General features: G+C 66.3%; 17 protein-coding genes. 3 read left to right on the top strand and 14 right to left on the bottom strand.

Translation table 11 applies throughout. The annotated features are described in order from the left end of the window. Positions 1–35: 35 nt before the first annotated feature. Both ACWAT3_RS10395 and ACWAT3_RS10390 read right to left on the bottom strand, forming a co-directional pair. Positions 36–215, bottom strand: coding sequence for a CsbD family protein (locus ACWAT3_RS10395; RefSeq protein WP_460798186.1), 180 nt, complete (start codon positions 213–215; stop codon positions 36–38). Between the two features lie 49 nt (positions 216–264). Continuing rightward, complete coding sequence (locus ACWAT3_RS10390) at positions 265–480, bottom strand: hypothetical protein (RefSeq protein WP_460798185.1); 216 nt, start codon at positions 478–480, stop codon at positions 265–267. Between the two features lie 91 nt (positions 481–571). Between ACWAT3_RS10390 and ACWAT3_RS10385 the strand changes: the two genes are divergently transcribed. Then, positions 572–2,164 carry an SDR family oxidoreductase gene (locus tag ACWAT3_RS10385; protein ID WP_460798183.1) on the top strand — a complete coding sequence of 531 codons (1,593 nt, stop codon included), beginning with the start codon at positions 572–574 and terminating at the stop codon, positions 2,162–2,164. Between the two features lie 21 nt (positions 2,165–2,185). On the opposite strand, the gene ACWAT3_RS10380 is transcribed toward ACWAT3_RS10385, so the two are convergent. Further along, the gene (locus ACWAT3_RS10380; RefSeq protein ID WP_460798182.1) at positions 2,186–3,979 is read right to left on the bottom strand and encodes an ABC1 kinase family protein; all 1,794 of its coding nucleotides are present in this window, start codon (positions 3,977–3,979) and stop codon (positions 2,186–2,188) included. Positions 3,980–3,990: 11 nt separating this feature from the next. Next, positions 3,991–4,557, bottom strand: a complete 567-nt coding sequence (locus ACWAT3_RS10375) for a PadR family transcriptional regulator (RefSeq protein ID WP_460798181.1) — start codon at positions 4,555–4,557, stop codon at positions 3,991–3,993. 140 nt (positions 4,558–4,697) lie between these two features. On the opposite strand from ACWAT3_RS10375, the gene ACWAT3_RS10370 reads away from it, so the two are divergent. Next, positions 4,698–5,183: a DUF2975 domain-containing protein gene (locus tag ACWAT3_RS10370; RefSeq protein WP_460798179.1), complete on the top strand. Its 486-nt coding sequence runs from the start codon at positions 4,698–4,700 to the stop codon at positions 5,181–5,183. Then, the gene (locus ACWAT3_RS10365; RefSeq protein ID WP_460798178.1) at positions 5,183–5,401 is read left to right on the top strand and encodes a helix-turn-helix domain-containing protein; all 219 of its coding nucleotides are present in this window, start codon (positions 5,183–5,185) and stop codon (positions 5,399–5,401) included. Before ACWAT3_RS10370 ends, ACWAT3_RS10365 begins: the two co-directional genes overlap by 1 nt. Before the next feature lie 121 nt (positions 5,402–5,522). On the opposite strand, the gene panB is transcribed toward ACWAT3_RS10365, so the two are convergent. The 10 genes from panB to ACWAT3_RS10315 all read right to left on the bottom strand — a co-directional run bounded on the left by panB (position 5,523) and on the right by ACWAT3_RS10315 (position 16,582). Then, positions 5,523–6,371, bottom strand: coding sequence for a 3-methyl-2-oxobutanoate hydroxymethyltransferase (gene panB, locus ACWAT3_RS10360; RefSeq protein ID WP_460798177.1), 849 nt, complete (start codon positions 6,369–6,371; stop codon positions 5,523–5,525). Then, on the bottom strand, positions 6,368–6,751 hold the full coding sequence (gene panD, locus ACWAT3_RS10355; protein ID WP_460798175.1) for an aspartate 1-decarboxylase: 384 nt from the start codon (positions 6,749–6,751) through the stop codon (positions 6,368–6,370). Before panD ends, panB begins: the two co-directional genes overlap by 4 nt. Continuing rightward, positions 6,751–7,602, bottom strand: a complete 852-nt coding sequence (gene panC / locus ACWAT3_RS10350; RefSeq protein ID WP_460798173.1) for a pantoate--beta-alanine ligase — start codon at positions 7,600–7,602, stop codon at positions 6,751–6,753. Before panC ends, panD begins: the two co-directional genes overlap by 1 nt. Further along, positions 7,599–8,474, bottom strand: coding sequence for a DUF2520 domain-containing protein (locus ACWAT3_RS10345; RefSeq protein ID WP_460798172.1), 876 nt, complete (start codon positions 8,472–8,474; stop codon positions 7,599–7,601). The genes panC and ACWAT3_RS10345 overlap by 4 nt, the downstream gene beginning before the upstream one ends. 205 nt (positions 8,475–8,679) lie before the next feature. Beyond that, positions 8,680–10,002: a DUF222 domain-containing protein gene (locus ACWAT3_RS10340; protein WP_460798170.1), complete on the bottom strand. Its 1,323-nt coding sequence runs from the start codon at positions 10,000–10,002 to the stop codon at positions 8,680–8,682. A gap of 90 nt (positions 10,003–10,092) precedes the next feature. Beyond that, positions 10,093–10,926, bottom strand: a complete 834-nt coding sequence (locus ACWAT3_RS10335; protein WP_460798168.1) for a hypothetical protein — start codon at positions 10,924–10,926, stop codon at positions 10,093–10,095. Then, positions 10,923–11,576, bottom strand: coding sequence for an NAD(P)H-hydrate epimerase (locus ACWAT3_RS10330; protein WP_460798166.1), 654 nt, complete (start codon positions 11,574–11,576; stop codon positions 10,923–10,925). The genes ACWAT3_RS10335 and ACWAT3_RS10330 overlap by 4 nt, the downstream gene beginning before the upstream one ends. Positions 11,577–11,723: 147 nt before the next feature. Continuing rightward, on the bottom strand, positions 11,724–12,722 hold the full coding sequence (locus ACWAT3_RS10325; RefSeq protein WP_460798164.1) for a restriction endonuclease: 999 nt from the start codon (positions 12,720–12,722) through the stop codon (positions 11,724–11,726). A 26-nt stretch (positions 12,723–12,748) separates the two neighbouring features. Continuing rightward, on the bottom strand, positions 12,749–15,832 hold the full coding sequence (locus ACWAT3_RS10320; RefSeq protein WP_460798163.1) for a type I restriction endonuclease subunit R: 3,084 nt from the start codon (positions 15,830–15,832) through the stop codon (positions 12,749–12,751). A gap of 39 nt (positions 15,833–15,871) precedes the next feature. Further along, positions 15,872–16,582: a hypothetical protein gene (locus ACWAT3_RS10315; RefSeq protein WP_460798161.1), complete on the bottom strand. Its 711-nt coding sequence runs from the start codon at positions 16,580–16,582 to the stop codon at positions 15,872–15,874. Between the last annotated feature and the right edge of the window lie 12 nt (positions 16,583–16,594).

The following is a 16,594-nucleotide window of genomic DNA, read 5'->3' as shown; positions in this document are numbered from 1 at the left end:
GGCTCTTTGTGAGCCGGATCATCCCCGGACCAGGTTCAGCGGTCTCCGTCGAGGGTGTCCTTGATGTCTTCGCCGGCCTTCTTGACCGCAGCCTTGGCCTGATCGGCCTTGCCCTCCGCCTCGAGCTTCTCGTTGTCAGTCAGCTTTCCGGCGCCCTCTTTCGCCTTGCCGGTGAGATCCTGAGCGGTGTTCTTGATCTTGTCATCGAGTCCCATGGGGATCCCTTTCTCTCTTCCTGCGGCGGTCTGGGCGCGGCGCCTGTGATCAGACAGACGCGACGAGCTCGGTGACGAACGGCAACGCTGCCGCGGCGACCATGGCGGCGAGGCCGAGCGCGCCGACGGTGCGCAAACGCCGAGTACGTGCCACGGGGAGCGCGCTGCGTCGAAGGCCGGTGGCGCGACCGACCGCGTCTCGCGCCGACCGCGGTTCGAGGCTCACGGCATAGTGCTGGGTGCGGGTTCTCACTGTGTCGGACACATCATCACCTTCCTCGACGCACAGATTACTAGATGAACTAGCAAAGTGCCACCCTGGTGAGATTCGCCCGGCTCCGCCGTACGCTCGGGGCATGACAGAGCTCACTCAGCCCACCGGCTACGAAGAAGCACTGCGAGCCGTTCCCCGTGAAGACGGCTCAGCCCCGCGCGCCCTCGTGCTCGGCGCGACCGGCTACATCGGGGGGCGCCTTACTCCACGTCTCTTGAACGCCGGGTACCGGGTGCGCGTTCTCGCGCGCGACGCCGCCCGCGCGGCGACGTTCCCCTGGGGCCCCGACTGCGAGCTCGTCGAGGGCTCGGCCGACGATGCGGATGCCGTGGCAGAGGCCATGACCGACGTCGACGTCGTCTACTACCTGATCCACTCGATGGGCGCTGGCGCGGACTTCGAGGAGAAGGATGAGCGCGCTGCCACGACTGTCGCGCAGGCCGCAGCTCACGCCGGCGTGCGACGCATCGTGTACCTGGGCGGCCTGCATCCCGACGACGCGAAGCTGTCGGCGCACCTGCGATCTCGTGTGCACGTCGGCGAGATCTTCCTACGCTCCGGCGTCCCGTCGCTCGTACTGCAGGCGGGTGTCGTGATCGGTTCCGGTTCGGCCTCGTTCGAGATGATCCGACACCTCACCGACGTGCTGCCGTACATGCCTGCCCCGAAGTGGGTGCGCAATCGCATCCAACCCATCGCGGTCCGCGACGTGCTGCACTACCTGCTGGGAGCTGCGCGCGTGGATGCCGACGTCAATCGCGCCGTCGACATCGGCGGACCGGACGTCCTGCGCTACGGACAGATGATGAACGGCTACGCGCTCGAAGCGGGCCTGCGGCAGCGGGCGATCGCCGCACTGCCGGTACTGACTCCGCGCCTGGCATCGCTCTGGGTCAACCTCGTGACACCCGTTCCGCGATCCATCGCCCGACCACTGGTGGCCTCCCTGCAGAACGAATGCGTCGTGAAGGATGACGCGATCGACACGCTCATCCCGCGCCCTGCCGACGGACTCACGCCCTACCGCACCGCCGTTCGACTGGCGCTCGGACGCGTGGATGCCGACACCGTCGAGACGAGCTGGCAGGATGCCGAGGTGTTCGGCGCACCGAGCGACCCGCTGCCGAGCGATCCGGACTGGGCCGGTCGCACGGTGTTCACCGACACGCGGTCGCTGCAGACCAAGGCCGGTGTCGACGCACTTTGGCAGGTCATCACCGGTATCGGCGGTCAGAACGGCTGGTACTCCTCCCCCGCGCTATGGGCGATCCGCGGGTGGATGGATGTGCTCCAGGGCGGAGTCGGCCTGCGCCGGGGCCGCCGCAGCCGAACGCGCGCACGCCTCGGCGACGCGATCGACTTCTGGCGCGTGGAAGCCGCCGACGCCCCGGGCACGGGTGACCACGAGGCAGGACTCCTGCGTCTGCGCGCAGAGATGAAGGTGCCGGGAGAGGCCTGGCTCGAACTGCGCTCCGTGCCAGACGGAGCGGGCGCGCGCTATGAGCAGCGCGCGATCTTCTTCCCCCGCGGCCTGGTGGGGCGGCTGTACTGGTTCGCCGTGCTCCCGTTCCACGGCTCGATCTTCACCGGGATGGCGGCCCGCATCACCGCCGTCGCGGAGGAGTCGGGCAGCGAGGGTTCCGCAAATGAATCCGCGGCGGCGACGGTGGACTGACCCCCGGCATCCACCCCGGGCTCAGTGTCGGCCGTTCCGGGCGAACACCCCCGCGAACAGTGCGTGCAGAAGCGGCAGCACCGACACGATGATCAGGGCCCATCCAACGGGAGCTGCGGCGATGACAAGCAGCGCGCCACCGATCACGAGCGCCATGAAGAGCACGGCGGAGACGACGCGCTTTCCGATGCCGACCAGCACGTCCAGACGGCGCTCGAGTCGTGACGTGTCGAACGACAGGGTGCCGTCGTCCGCGCGCGAGATGACATGGTCCAGCCTCTTAGGCAGCCGCCACAGGATGCCGACGTTCGCCGCCGTCTGACGCGTGAAGTCCTGCACGAGGTTGCCACCCTCGTCCTTGAGCAGTCGCGCAGCGTACGGCTCGACGGGATCCCACAGGTTGAAGGCCGGGTCGAGCGCACTGCAGAGACCCGAGGTCAGCGAGACCGCGCGGATGAGCAGCAGCAGATTCTCGGGGAGCTGCACGGGCAGTTCTCGAACCGTCTCGGAGAACTCGGTCGCAAAGCCGGTGAACTCGCGCGGGTCGACGTCGCGCAGTTCGGCGAAACCCATACCGCCGAATCGGGCGAACAGAGCGGTGAGTGCGCGTTCGAGTTCGCGGGTGTCCGCAGAGGGAAGGAGCACGCCGATCTGCTGCGCAGCATCCACCAGCCCCTTGCTGTCGCGCGCGGCGACGGCGATCACGAACGTGCGCAAACCTGCACGCAGTTCGTCGGGGACTGCACTCATCATGCCGAAGTCGATGAAGGTCAGCCGCCACGCCGGGGTGCCGAGCTCGGCGGGCAGTGGCGTGACGAAGATGTTGCCCGGATGCGGGTCGGCGTGCACGAACCCGTGGGTGAAGACCTGATCGAGCATCACGTCGGCGAACACGTTCGCGACGTCGTGCGGGTCGATGCCCGCCGCGCGCAATGCCTCGATGTCGTTGATCTTGATGGCCGTGACGTCTTCCAGCGTCAGCACGCGGCGCGTGGTGCGTTCCCACACCACGACCGGGGCAGCGACGCGAAGGTCGTCGCGGAAGTCCGTCGCGAACCGTTCGGCACCCGCACCCTCGTGCAGGTAGTCGATCTCCTCCGCGCACGTGTGCGCGAACTCCTCGATGAGCGCCGGAGCATCCACGCGCGAGTGCACCACGCGGAACCGGTTCGCCCAGCCGGCGACGCGCCGGAGGGCTGCGAGGTCGGTCGCGACGATGCCGTCGATACCGGGCCGCTGCACCTTCACGACGACGTCACGGAGCCCCGTGTCCTCGGCATCCTGATCCGAGAGTCGCGCGCGATGCGCCTGACCCAGGGATGCCGCGGCCAACGGCGTCTCATCGAACCAGTCATAGGCGCGCTCGAGCGGCACTCCGAGCTCGGCCTCCACGGCTCTCCGGATGTCGGAGAATGCAACCGCCGGCACCTCGTCCTGCAGCCCCTCGAGCTCGGCGGTGATCTCCGGTGGCAGGACGTCGAGGCGGGACGACATGAACTGCCCGACCTTGATCATCAGTCCACCGAGCCCGACCGCGAGGACGTGGAACCGCCGGGCGAAGCGCTGCAGTCGTGCCGCACGCGTGCGCTCGGCGACCGACGCCATCCCGATTCGCGGCAGGATGAGCTCGTACCACCAGACCTTCAGGAACTCGCGCGCGGCGAATCCGACGATGCGACGGTAGCGCGCACGATCGCGTTCGGGCGCGCGAAGCGGAGGTGCGGGCGGAACCTCGCGCTCGTCGTGTCGTGCCGCGCTCTCATCCCGCTGAGCCTGTCGAAGCGCGCTGCTTTCCGCACGACCATCCGACTCCATGCGCGCTCCGATCAGTCGCCGGCGAGAATCGCGTACAGCTTACGACGTGCTTCGTCTATCACATCGACCGCCTTCTGCACCTGCTCAGGGCTGCCGGTGCGGGCGACTTGCGCGGCGACGCCGGCGAGCTCCATGCCCGCCTTGGGCAGCGCGGTGAGGGTGGATGCCGTGCGCCCGCCGAAGGCCTCCCATGGGGCGGCCTTGTCTGCCGCAGCCTCGGCCTCGGCGACACCCGCATCTGTGAGCGAGTAGGTCTTGCGGCCGTTCTGCTCCTCTGCCGTGATGAGTCCTTCGTCGGCGAGCAGTTGGAGGGTCGGGTAGACGGAGCCGGCGCTCGGCTTCCATGCCCCGCCGGTGCGATCGGCGATCTCGCTGATGATCTGGTAGCCGTGCATCGGCTTCTCGGCGAGCAGCGCGATGACCGCCGCGCGCACGTCGCCGCGGGGTGCACGGGTCTGGCCGTCGGGGCGCTGCTCGAAGGTCTGCCGCAACTGCTCGAAGGCGTCGAAGATCGACGGGCCTGCGCCGTGTGAACCGAAGACCGAACCGAAGCCTGGGGTGTTGAAGGAACCGTTCATGATGACCTCCTCGTTGTGAGCGATACTCAACGATATGTCGTTAGCGGCGCGAGGGAAAGGGGTTTGCGGTTTGCTCAGCCCATTCCCAGATCGAACGATTAACGATAGATTGTTACCGTTCTTCGATGAGAGGCTGTGTCGTGGGAAACATCACCATTGCTGTCCTGAAGGTCGTGATCGCGCTGGCCCTGGTGGGATCCATCGCGGTGCAGGCGCTGATCGTTCCGCTGCTGTGGCTCGATCTAGCCGACGAGGAGCTGTGGGGGCGTATAGCCGCGGTGGGCATCATGGTGCTCGGCATCCTGACGATGCAGCTCTTCGCCGTGTCGGTGTGGATGCTGCTGACGAAGGTGCGACGAGGATCGATCTTCTCGGCGTCCTCGTTCGTGTGGGTGAATGTGATCATCGGCGCCTTCGCGGCAGCCTCCGTGATCGCTCTGGCACTGGCAGTGCTGCTCGCACCTGGGGAGATGGCACCCGGGGTCGTCGCGATGATCTGCGGTGGCGCGCTCGTGTTGGCGGGCATCTCGCTGCTCGTCGTGGTGATGAAGGCGCTGCTGCGACAGGCGATCGAACGCGAGACCGAGGCGCAGGCGCTGCGCTCCGAGCTCGGAGAGGTGATCTGATGCCGGTGATCGTCGACATTGACGTCATGCTCGCGCGGCGCAAGATGGCGGTCGGTGAGCTCGCCGACCGCATCGGGATCACGCCGACGAACCTCGCCGTGCTGAAGAACGGTCGTGCCAAGGCCGTGCGCTTCACGACTCTCGACGCGCTGTGCCAGGTGCTGGAGTGCCAGCCGGGCGATCTGCTGCGGTGGGTGCCGGAGGATGCCGGGGAGTGAATCGGGTTTCGGCCGAGGGCGGTAGGCCACAGATGTCGGCGCAGATGACGGATGTCAGTCCAGAAGCCCGGATCGGACCGACATCCGTGGTCGCGACCGACAGCTGTACAGGACGGCAGCGTCACCTCCCGGCGAGCAACTCCTCGAACCGAGCGGCTTCGTCTTCCGGCATCCCGTAGGCGTGCTCCGAGGCCGGGTACGCCCCCGAACGGACCTCGTCGGCGTATGCCGTGACGCCGGCGACGGCATCCGTCCGCAGATCGGCGTAACGCTTGACGAACCGGGCCGCGGGGCCGTCGTAGATGCCGAGCAGGTCGTGGAAGACGAGAACCTGGCCGTCGGCGGCGGGGCCTGCACCGATGCCGATCACCGGGATGCTCAGCCGTGACACGAGCTCCGCGGTCACCTCGGACGGCACGGCTTCGACGACGAGCAGGGAGCATCCGGCATCCTGCAGCGCGAGGGCGTCATCGATCAGGGCGAGCGCCGCGTCGGCCGTGCGGCCCTGTGCTCGGTAGCTCGTCGCGGTCTGCGGCGTGAGACCGATGTGTCCGATGACGGGGATGCCAGCATCCACCAGCGCCTTCGTGCGCTGCACCGTCGTGCCGCCGCGTTCGATCTTGACGAGGTCGGCGCCGGCCTCTTTGACGAAGCGCTGCGCTGTCGCGATCGCGATCTCGTCGGAGGCCTCGTACGAGCCGAACGGCAGGTCGGCGACGAGCAGGGCACGGTCGAGTCCGCGACGGGCGGCCTTGGCCAGCATGAGCATCTCGTCGACGGTGACGGGCACGGTCGAGTCGTAGCCGAGCACCGTCATGGCGCCGGAGTCGCCGACGAGCACCATGTCGACGCCCGCGGCATCCGCGATCTGCGCGCTCGGGTAGTCGTAGGCGGTGACCATGACGATCGGGGCCTCACGTTCGGCGAGGCCGGCGAGAGTGACGCGCTTCTCGACGCCGCGGGCGCTCACGAGGTGACCAGCTCACCGACGGCGTCGTCCACCCGCACGATCGCGTTCGTCCGATCGACGTGCACGACGACGGGCTCGTAGGCCGCGAGCTCCTTGCGGGAGTACTCGGCGTAGGAGATCACGATGATCGTGTCGCCGGTGTGCACGAGTCGGGCGGCGGCGCCGTTGACCTGGATGACACCGGATCCGCGCTCGCCGACGAGCGTGTAGGTGACGAAGCGGGCTCCGTTGTCCACGTCGACGACGTGGACCTGCTCATGCGGGAGGATGTCGGCGGCTTCGAGCAGGTCGGGATCGATCGTGATGGATCCGACGTAGTTCAGATCGCTGCCCGTGATGGTCGCGCGATGGATCTTCGACTTCAGCATGGTGCGTCGCATCAGGCGTCGCCTCTCAGGGTGTGGTTGTCGATCAGCCGGGCGGCTCCGACGCGGGCAGCAACGGCGATCAGGGTGTCGCTGGTCGTGTCGGAGACGGGATGCAGGGTGTCGACGTCGCGGAGTTCGACATACTCCGGCGCGATGCCGGCAGCCTCGAGCACTTGGACGGCCGCGGCGCGGATCGCCTCGGCATCCCGCTCCCCGGCCTCGTGCTTGGCATGCGCCGCGTCGAGAGCGCGGCTGAGCGCGGTGGCCTGCGCGCGGGCGTCGGAGTCGAGGTAGACGTTGCGCGAGCTCATCGCCAGCCCGTCGGGTTCGCGCACGATCGGGCAGGCCTCGATGCGGACGTCGAGGTTCAGGTCGCGCACGACCCGGCGGACGACGAGCACCTGCTGGGCATCCTTCTGTCCGAAGTAGGCGACATCGGGGCGCACGATGCCGAACAGCTTGGTCACGACGGTCGCGACGCCGTCGAAATGGTGGATGCCGCGGCTCGCACCGTCCAGCACCTCGGTGATCCCTGCGACATGGACGGTCGTGGCGAAGCCGTCTGGGTAGATCTCGGCCGGGTCTGGGGCGAAGAGGATGTCGACGCCCTCATGTTCGGCCAGTCCTGCGTCGGCCTGTTCGTTGCGGGGGTACGTGTTGAGGTCTTCGTTCGGACCGAACTGCGTCGGGTTGACGAAGAGCGAGACGACGACGAGATCGTTCTGCGCGCGGGCGGTGCGCATGAGGGAGAGGTGCCCCTCGTGAAACGCGCCCATGGTGGGGACGAGGCCGACCGTCCTGTTCTCGTGCCTGGCCTGGCGGACGGTGTCGCGGACGTCGGCGATCGTGCGGAGGATCTTCAAGCGCTGGCCTCCTCGGCGGCAGGGCCGGTTATCACGGCTGCGCTGACAGATGGCGCCGAGTCAGCGGACGGCGATTCAGTGATGGCGCCGGGCGTGGTGATGCGTGCGGAAGCCGCGTCAACCTCGGCGGACGGGCGATCTACGCGGCAGTGAAGGGCGCGCGCCGCGGCGACGAGCTCATTGAACAGCGCGTCAAACTGCGGTGTCGCAGCATCGATGGCGGCGCGGTGCCGCTCTACTGTCGACTCGTCACCCCGGGCGATCGGTCCGGTGAGCGCCTCGGACGCTCCCCGCTCGACCCAGTTGTCGACGGCGCGGCGCACGAGCGGGGCGAGCAGGGCGCGTGCGTCGTGGACGCCGGCACTCAGCGCAACCTGTTCGGCGGCGTCGAGGACAGGGAGGATCAGGTTCGAGGCGAGGGCGGATGCCGCGTGGTAGGCGGGCCGGTCGGCGTCCTGCACGCGGAACGGGGTGGCGCCGAGTGCCCGGGCGAGCTGCTCGGCGATCTCTCGCGCGTCGGACGTGCGACCGTCGACTGCGGCGCCGATCCCGCGGAACACGGCCGGCGTCTCGGTTCCGGTGAAGGTCTGCAGCGGATGGATGCTGAAGTCGACGTCGTCGAGACCCGTAGCGCCGGAGACATGTCCGATGACGCATGCCTGCGCGCGGGCGGTGGCCGCGGCATCCGGAATCGCGGCGTCGGTGACGCTGAGCAGGGCGATGTCGGTGGCGGGGTGGACGTCGTCTCGGCCGAGCGGACCGTGCACGTCATACCCTGCGTCTGCGAGTGCGGCTGCGAGCACGCGGCCGAGCCGGCCGGCGCCGATCACGGCGACGGTGGATGCCGCAGCGGGGGCAGATTCGGCGGGCATGACGGATCCGTACGGTCGGGAGCGGGACGCCATGAGTATGCGCCGCGAGCCGTGACTGCGCAAAATCAGGGATCAGAGTGACAAGACTGACCGCTCGGGAAATGACCAAAATGTTGCCCGAATGCCCACACTGCCTATCAAGTCGCTCTCGCGCCTATCGGCATCGAGTACGGCACCCGGCTCGCGCGCACCCCGCCCGCACGCATCACGCCGCCCGCGTCGCGATATCGAAGCGCGCCTGCCCACCGAGCCTCGGCCTCTGGCCGGGGTCGACATACGGCGGCGGGATGAACCACACGTTCGACGCACGACCGGTGCCGTCGACGCGCACCTCCCACCCGTTGTCATGTATTCGGTGGTGGCAGGTCTCGCAGAGGAGGACTCCGTTGGCGATGTCGGTCGGCCCGTGATCGCGTCGCCACCATCGGATGTGATGCGCTTTCGTCATCTCCGGTGGGAGGGCGCACATCGCGCACCCACCGTCGCGTTCGACCAGCGCGAGCCGTTGCGCCCTAGTGAACAACCGCTTCTCGCGCCCCCAATCGAGGATCTCACCGTCCCCACCGAGCACGCACGCGATCACTCCCCCACCCGCCGCCATCCGACGCGCCGCAGCGACACTGATCGGCTGATCGAGACCGTCGATCGTGGCCGATCCGCGACCGGATTCCAGATCCGAGAGATTCAGCCGCACAACCACCGTCGCGCCGGCGAGCGGAACCCGCTTCTCCTCGCACCCGACAACATGCGCGCAGAACGCCACGAGGGCATCGGCTTGAATCATCGGAACCGTGCGGTGATCGGCATCCGGAGCATCAGGGTCGACGGCATCCTTGCGCGCGGCGAACGCCGCACTCACGTACCCGCGCAGCGCGGCGACGACCGGGGCGGCGTCCGCGGCATCCATCTTCGCGTTCAGATGCACGAAGCCGTCGCGCTCGAAGATCGTCAGCGACCGCTGCGCGCGCCGCTCGTCCTCACGCGGTTCGAGACCATCGGGATCGAGCCACGCCTCCGCCCGCACGACCAGCTTGCGCACGTCATCGAGCCCGAGGCCGACAGCGCTCTCGACAAGAAGCTTCTCCCCTTCGGCCACGCGCTCCGCACCCGCAGCAATGCGACACCGATCGAGCAGACCCGTGATCAGCGCAGCCGATTGCGCACTGAGCTCACCGGCATCCAGAGCCGCGCGCACCACCGGGTACTTCGCCGGCAGCGGCGCCCCCAGCAGGTCGGAACGGGTCGCCGTGCTCTCCCCCACCTTGATCAGCCGGAGCGCATCACCCGTCGAGACCCCCATCGTTGTGGACAGCATCTTGGCCGGAGTGCGGAAGCCGTGCTGCTTCGCCAGCGACTCGGCCCCGAGTTCCGGCCGGGACTCACGCGCCAGCCCTGCCGCCACGTCGATCTGCACCGCATCCAACCGCCGCTGCACAGTCGCGAGCGCATCGAGCACCGAAAGCAGTCGATTCCTCGTAAATTTATTCGACTCGTCGGCATCACCCCACAACTGAGAGAGGCTAGTCATAGCCTCATGCAGGGCGGTCAACTTGGTCATGACTCTACGATAGCGAGAGCCACAGACACAGACGTAGAACTATTCGAGCTTGTGGATAACTCATGCCCCAAAGAGCGCGCAGACCTCAGCGACCGACCGCCCGTGCACAGCTCGAGCCACGCGCGCGGCATGTTCCGTGCGCACCTGCACGACGACGACCCCGCTCGACATCCAGCGCTCACCGACCTGCGGGAGGTCGAGCCCGGGAATCACGGCAACATCCGGCACCGCCGAAAGACCGGCCGAGACTCGCGCGGTGGCCGCCAGCATCCCGACGATCCAGGCCTCGCCCATCGCTGTTGGCCGGATCGACGCGTCAGGAAGCCCGCCCCCGGTGAAGACCTGCAGCATGGTGTCGGCGCGCCGAACCTTCCATTCCTCGCCCGCAACGGTGAAGTCGCACGCGATGTCGGCGTGCAGCGTGATGTCGGCGCCATAGTGACCGAGGGCGGCGATGCAATCGCTGCTGAGCAAGCGCTCCTCGATGTCGCGCTCGCGGCGGCGCAGCTCGGCGCGGTACTTCTCCCGAGCGATCGGCGCGTACGCTGCCTCCAGGTCGCGAGTGTTCACGGGCGCGCCGGCGGCGAGTCGCTCGAACAGCCAGGCCGGGTCGATCTGAGTGAAGTAGCGGAAGTAGATGTCGACCGGGCCGCTCCGGATGGTGCGATCCGCGATCAGCAGCTGCACGCCGAAGTCCACCGACCACACCCCGGCGACCTCGCGGTCGACCATCACGACCCACGACCAGCCCCGCGCCTTGATCTCGGGGGAAGCGTGCTCGATCGCCGCGCTGAGGAGCGTGGCGCGCGACACCGTCACCACTCGGGCGTGGGAGTCGACGTCGTCGCCCGCCGCGACGCTTTCACGGTCGACATGCAGGTCGATGGTTGTCATCCCTGCCGCACCTCATCGACGGATGCTGCGCCCACGGCATCCTCGATCGAAAGGTCGAGTCCGAGATCGACGAGCACGAGTCGACCCGTCAGTCGTGGTCCGTCGCCGCGCGCGAGGCCGGCCTTGACGGCGCCGAACGTCACCGTGGTTGTCGCGGCGAGCACGACGTCGTCGGCAGATCCGTCGTCGGGGTCGAGTCCGCTCGTCAGGTCGACAGCGATGACGCGAGTGGATGCCGGAAGCACTGCGGCCACGGCATCCCTCGCCCGACCTCGCAGCCCTCCGCGCGCGCCGATGCCGAGGATGCCGTCGACGATGAGGTCGTAAGCGGCGGGGTGGACGGCGTCGAGCGCGATCTCGACGGCCCCGGCGTCCGTCGCAGCGGCGAGCGCCTCCGCGTGGACGCGGTCGGAGGTGCGCAGGATGTCGACGCGCACATCGGCAGCGGCGAGCGTCGCGGCCGCCAAGAGGGCGTCGCCGCCGTTGTCGCCCGCTCCCGCGAGGACGAGCATCCGCGTCGGCGCGTGCTCGACGATCACCTCGGCGAGCGCGGCCGCCGCGCGTCGCATGAGCGGAATGCCGGCCGCCAGAAGTGGCGCCTCGGCAACGCGGACCTGGGCGGCGGTGAAGGTGGGGACGGTGGGCGGCATGGGATCACGGTAGCGCTCGGCCTGGACCTCGCCACCCACCCACGCCTAGAGTCGCCGGCGAGCGGATCTGTCCGTGTAGATTCGCCGTGAGGGCTAGTTCTGCGCTCACGTCAGCGTCACGTCAGCCGGCCGCATCCTCCCGAAAACTCACATGTCGGCCGTATCGGCGACAACGAGCACCGGGGTAAGCGGCATTAAGGCGCGCCGCTCTTCCGGGAGATCGCTGTAGTGCTCGAGCACCAACGACACGACATCTTCGCCGGAGAGCAGCCGCAGACCGGTGCGCTGCCGTTCGATCATCCGCGCGTCCCGCGAGTAGTTGCCGAGCGTCACGAAAAGGGAAAGCTCGTTCGGCCCCTGCGTCCCAACCAATTGCTGGACTTCGGGAGCTGAGATCGTTCCCGTGTGGTGCTTGCACTGCACCTTGATCTGCGGAGGTTCTACGCCCAGCGGATCGCGATGCGCGATCACGTCAACGCCACCGTCTTGCGAGTACTGCGTGACGCGGGCTTGATAGCCCAAGACGCGCAGAAGCTCCGCGGTGAACTCCTCGAACTCCTGGTGCGTCAGTTTTCGGTGCAGAGCATTGAGGACGAAATCACGGGTGTGACGCTCAATACGCGATGCCCGAGGCTCATCATCTGCTTCTTCATCAGCTGCTCGCTCATCACTGATCTGATCGACCTTGTGCGCGAGCCGCTCAACTGTCTGCCCCTCTTCCCCCAGCGCCGCGAGGAACTCTTCCGCATGGTTGCGCACGCGGAACACCGTGAGCACCGATCCGATCTCGTACAGCGCGGAATGTGAGAATACCGTTCGCGGAAGCTCTGTCTTGCGCCATTCGACCCGCCGGCGGTGCCGATGCGTCTCTGCCGATTCGTCGTAGTAGTAGTCGTCGACGAGCACGCCGATGTTGATCGTCGACGTGGGCTTGTACGGTGCAACGACGACATCACCCGGCTTCATCTCGTCACGGAATCGCACCAACACACCGGCCTGACCCGCAATCGAGCGCGGCTTGGCATCGGGGTCGAGGTTTGTGAGCGCTCGCTTGAGCCCCTCGCGGCCTTGCCTGATCTCGGACAGAGCACCGAGCCGATCCCAGCCGATGCTGATGAATCCTTCGTCGACCAGTTCGTTCGTCAACGAGTCGTTGTGCACTCCCCAGACGTTCACTCCACGCCGCTTTCCTTGGACTGTTTACCGCTCAAGAATTCGTAAAGCATCGCCGGCAAGGCCTTACTCAACTCGGCGAACAGTCCGTTGTCACTGAGCATGTCATCGACGAGCATCGGCGTCTCATCCCGCACCTCGATCACGGCCTTTGCGAACGCCTTCGGCAGTGCCGGTGATTCGGCGAACTGCTGAGGCGTATTCACCTCGGCCTGACGCGCGAGATCGTAATCGACCGCTAGCTTCCCGACGATGTGATTCACCGTGAGGTCAACGGCTCCCAATCCGTATTTGTCGCCGAACCGGTCGTTGAGCTTGCCGATGATCTCTTCGAGCGCACTGCGGTGTTTCTCGTGGATAGCGCCCGAGCCGATCGCGGTGATCGGCTCCAGGCCCTTGCCCTGTTCGAGGTTGAGTTTGACGGCCTCGCCCGGAGTGACGCTGTACTCCGACAACTTCACTTTCGAGATATCGACCGGCTCTTCCCAGGTCGCTGTCACGAGCTGCGGAAGGATGCGGCGGAAGAAGTAGTGCCGGCGAGGCAGATCCGTGTCCTCGAGATTCCGCGCTTGCGAGATAAAGTCGTAGAACTTCACAAACTGGCCGGCATCGCTCTTGAAGAGCTTCAGTTCTTCCTGCTCGGCAGCATCCCCGTCAGTGACCGCGTTGAACCAGCGCTTCGCGAACCGGTCGACGGCCGGCGCGGTCGCCGCGCTCACCGCACTATTGGCGTTCACGCCAGCGGCAAGTGCGGCATCGAACGCCTGTGACACCTCAGCCATCGTGTAGATGCCCGCGCTGTCGAGTTTCGCGACCAGGTCGTAGATCAGGTTGGGATCCGTCGTCGCGGTGAGCTCCGCCTTGCGGTAGTAATCCTTGAACGCATCGAGAATGTCGAGGGGTTCGTTCACGAAGTCGAGCACGAACGTCTTGTCTTTGCCCGGGTACGTCCGGTTAAGCCGCGATAGCGTCTGCACCGCCTGCACTCCGCCGAGCTTGCGATCCACATACATGGCCACGAGACGCGGCTGATCGAATCCGGTCTGGAACTTCTCCGCGACGATCATCACGTTGTACGTCGACGGCTTGAAGGCCGCCGCGAGGTCGGACGTCCAAAGGCCAGGATTCTGCGTCTTCTCCGTCAGCCCCTCGCCCACATCCGTCGGGTCTTCGACCGTGCCGGAGAAAGCCACCAGTGCCTTCACGCCCAGAATGTGCGAGTCCGACAGGTACGCGTCGAGGTACTTCTTCCAGCGCACGGCTTCCACGCGAGACCCGGTCACGACCATGGCCTTCGCCTTGCCGTCGAGCAGCGGCTGCGCGAACTGCCGGAAGTGATCGACGACGATCTTCGCCTTCTGGCTGATGTTCGTCGGATGCAGCCGCACGTACCGAACGAGCGCCTTCACCGCGGTCGACTCGTCTACTTCGCCAGGCGCGTCGTAGTCAGAGCCCGGATGCTGGAGCTGCCACGCCACCTTGTACGGCGTGTAGTTCTGCAGCACATCGAGGATGAACCCCTCCTCGATCGCCTGCTGCATCGAGTACAGGTCGAAAGGCTCGGGCGTTCCCCCGCCGACGGGCTCACGACCGAACAGCTCGAGCGTCTTCGGCTTCGGCGTCGCGGTGAACGCGAAGTAGGAGATGTTTGAAGCGTTCGCTGTCACCTCCATCGCCCATTGCAAGTACGCTTCCGAGTCGATCGGCGCGCCCTCGGCCACCGCCGCCTGCTCTTGCGGCGAGAGCACCTTCGTCAGCGCGCCTGCCGTCGACCCGGTCTGTGACGAATGCGCCTCGTCAGCGATCACGGCGAATCTGCGACCCCGCAATTCTGGCTTCGACTGGATCGTCGTGATCAACGCCTCGAACGTCTGGATCGTCACAATCACGATCTGCTTGCCGCCGGTCAGCGCTGAGGCCAACTCGCTCGATTTCGATTCGCCGCCGTCGCGCGTGATCGACTGCACGACGCCAGCGTGCTTCTCGAACTGGGCGATCGCATCTTGAAGCTGCTTGTCCAGAACAGTGCGGTCAGTGACGACGACCACCGTAGCGAAGACTTTCTCGTTCTGCTCGTCATGTAGCTGCGACAGCCGGTGCGCGAGCCACGCGATCGAGTTCGTCTTTCCCGAACCAGCCGAATGCTGGACGAGGTAGCGGCGGCCGGCGCCTTCTTCTCGTGCTGCCGCCACCAGGCGATTCACGGCACGCCACTGGTGGTAGCGCGGGAACAGAATCTTCTCCGTGCGCGTCTTCTTTCCCGTGTCGGGGTCAACGTCGACCTCCACCTGCAGATGCACGAACGAGCCGAGCACCTGCAACCACGTGTCGCGCTGCAGGATCTCTTCCCAGAAGTACGAGGATGCGGAACCGGCCGGGTTCGGCGGGTTCCCGGCGCCCTGGTCGTGCCCGCGGTTGAAAGGCAGGAACCGCGTATCCGCGCCGGCCAGCTTCGTCGTCATCCGCACTTCACTGTTCGAGACGACAAAGTGCACGAGCGACCGCTTTGCGAACGCAAACAGCGGCTCTCCCGACGGTGAACGATCGAACCGGTATTGGTTCACGGCATTACCGATCGACTGGGTGAAGTCCGTCTTCAACTCAACCGTGGCGACCGGGATGCCGTTGACGAACAGCACCAGGTCCAACGCCTTGTTCGGATTCTTCGTCGAGTAGTGCACCTGACGCATCACCCGCACGCGCATCTTCGCGTACGCGTCCAGGGTGTCGGGGTTGTTCGTCGTCACCGGGCGGAACTGAGCGAGGCGGAACTTCACCGCACCACCCTGTTGAGGGACCATCGTGAATCCCTCATGCAGAATGCGGATCGTCCCGCCGTTCTTCAACGGGTCCAGGTCCAGCGACTTCGCGAGGCGAGCGAGGACGTCGCGACCGGCGGCGTCGCGCTGGGATTCTGTGTCGTTGGGACGAACCACCTTCTCGAACTCGGTCGGTTGCGAATCTTCCAACCATCGGAGCACGTCCTCAGGGAACAACGCGAGCTCCCGGTCGTAGCCGGCATCGTTCGGCGAGTACAGCCAGCCGTTCGCGTCGAGATGCTCCGCGATCTCGTTCTCCAGCACCGACTCGAGATGCGCTCCGTTCATGATCTCCACCTTGCTCTACTCGAGAATCGCGCGGAGCATGCCTGGAACATCCGACCGAGAACAGATGCCGAGCGGTTTCTCCGTTGCCTTACCACTGTGGGTGAGCACCAAAGCAGCTGGGGGTGTGACTCTGTCGAGACCGGCGAACAGTCGCCACGCGGACACGACTGTGATGTCACGATCCCGCACGACCAATCCGTCACCGGTCTCCCCATAAGTCGCAACGTGAGCAATCGACGCCGACTCCAGCGCCACACCGGTCGACGCGACATACTCCGCGGCGAACCAGCGCGCGGTGGCGTTGGTCGTGATCAGACGAAGCTCTCCCGCGGAATCTCGATAGACGGATTGCGAGAAGTTCTTCTCGGTGACCACAGCAAGAAAGTCTCCGATATCGGCCCGGCCCTCGTGGACCGTGGGAGCTGCCGATCGCAGCACAGAGAGCACGCGGGGAGGGTCCTCGAGACGCAACGCCTGCTTTTCGAGCTTCTCCACGACGTCGATACGCGGATCCGCGATCGGATTGCCCGAATGCGAACCCCTCGTGTGAACTATCGCGTTTCGCAATGGGCCGATATCCAGAAGGAAATCTCGCTCAGAGTCCACCAGCAACTTGCTCTTTCGCACGCGAGTAGTAAAGCTCACATAATCGGTACCGCTGGAACCGTCCTCAAGCTTTCGATCGATCCGGTTGTACGCGTCGATGAACCGCTCAGCGTTGGTCATGAGGCTTCTCCT

This window comes from Microbacterium sp. GXF0217, assembly GCF_054798195.1.
This window is presented reverse-complemented; position numbering and strand designations above follow the sequence as displayed.

Coding starts and splice junctions, on each gene's coding strand:
- ACWAT3_RS10315 (WP_460798161.1), bottom strand. CDS start 16,582: ATGACCAACGCTGAGCGGTTCATCGACGCGTACAACCGGATCGATCGA.
- ACWAT3_RS10330 (WP_460798166.1), bottom strand. CDS start 11,576: ATGCCGCCCACCGTCCCCACCTTCACCGCCGCCCAGGTCCGCGTTGCC.
- ACWAT3_RS10335 (WP_460798168.1), bottom strand. CDS start 10,926: ATGACAACCATCGACCTGCATGTCGACCGTGAAAGCGTCGCGGCGGGC.
- ACWAT3_RS10395 (WP_460798186.1), bottom strand. CDS start 215: ATGGGACTCGATGACAAGATCAAGAACACCGCTCAGGATCTCACCGGC.
- ACWAT3_RS10375 (WP_460798181.1), bottom strand. CDS start 4,557: ATGAACGGTTCCTTCAACACCCCAGGCTTCGGTTCGGTCTTCGGTTCA.
- ACWAT3_RS10365 (WP_460798178.1), top strand. CDS start 5,183: ATGCCGGTGATCGTCGACATTGACGTCATGCTCGCGCGGCGCAAGATG.
- ACWAT3_RS10345 (WP_460798172.1), bottom strand. CDS start 8,474: ATGCCCGCCGAATCTGCCCCCGCTGCGGCATCCACCGTCGCCGTGATC.
- panD (WP_460798175.1), bottom strand. CDS start 6,751: ATGCGACGCACCATGCTGAAGTCGAAGATCCATCGCGCGACCATCACG.
- ACWAT3_RS10340 (WP_460798170.1), bottom strand. CDS start 10,002: ATGACTAGCCTCTCTCAGTTGTGGGGTGATGCCGACGAGTCGAATAAA.
- ACWAT3_RS10385 (WP_460798183.1), top strand. CDS start 572: ATGACAGAGCTCACTCAGCCCACCGGCTACGAAGAAGCACTGCGAGCC.
- ACWAT3_RS10380 (WP_460798182.1), bottom strand. CDS start 3,979: ATGGAGTCGGATGGTCGTGCGGAAAGCAGCGCGCTTCGACAGGCTCAG.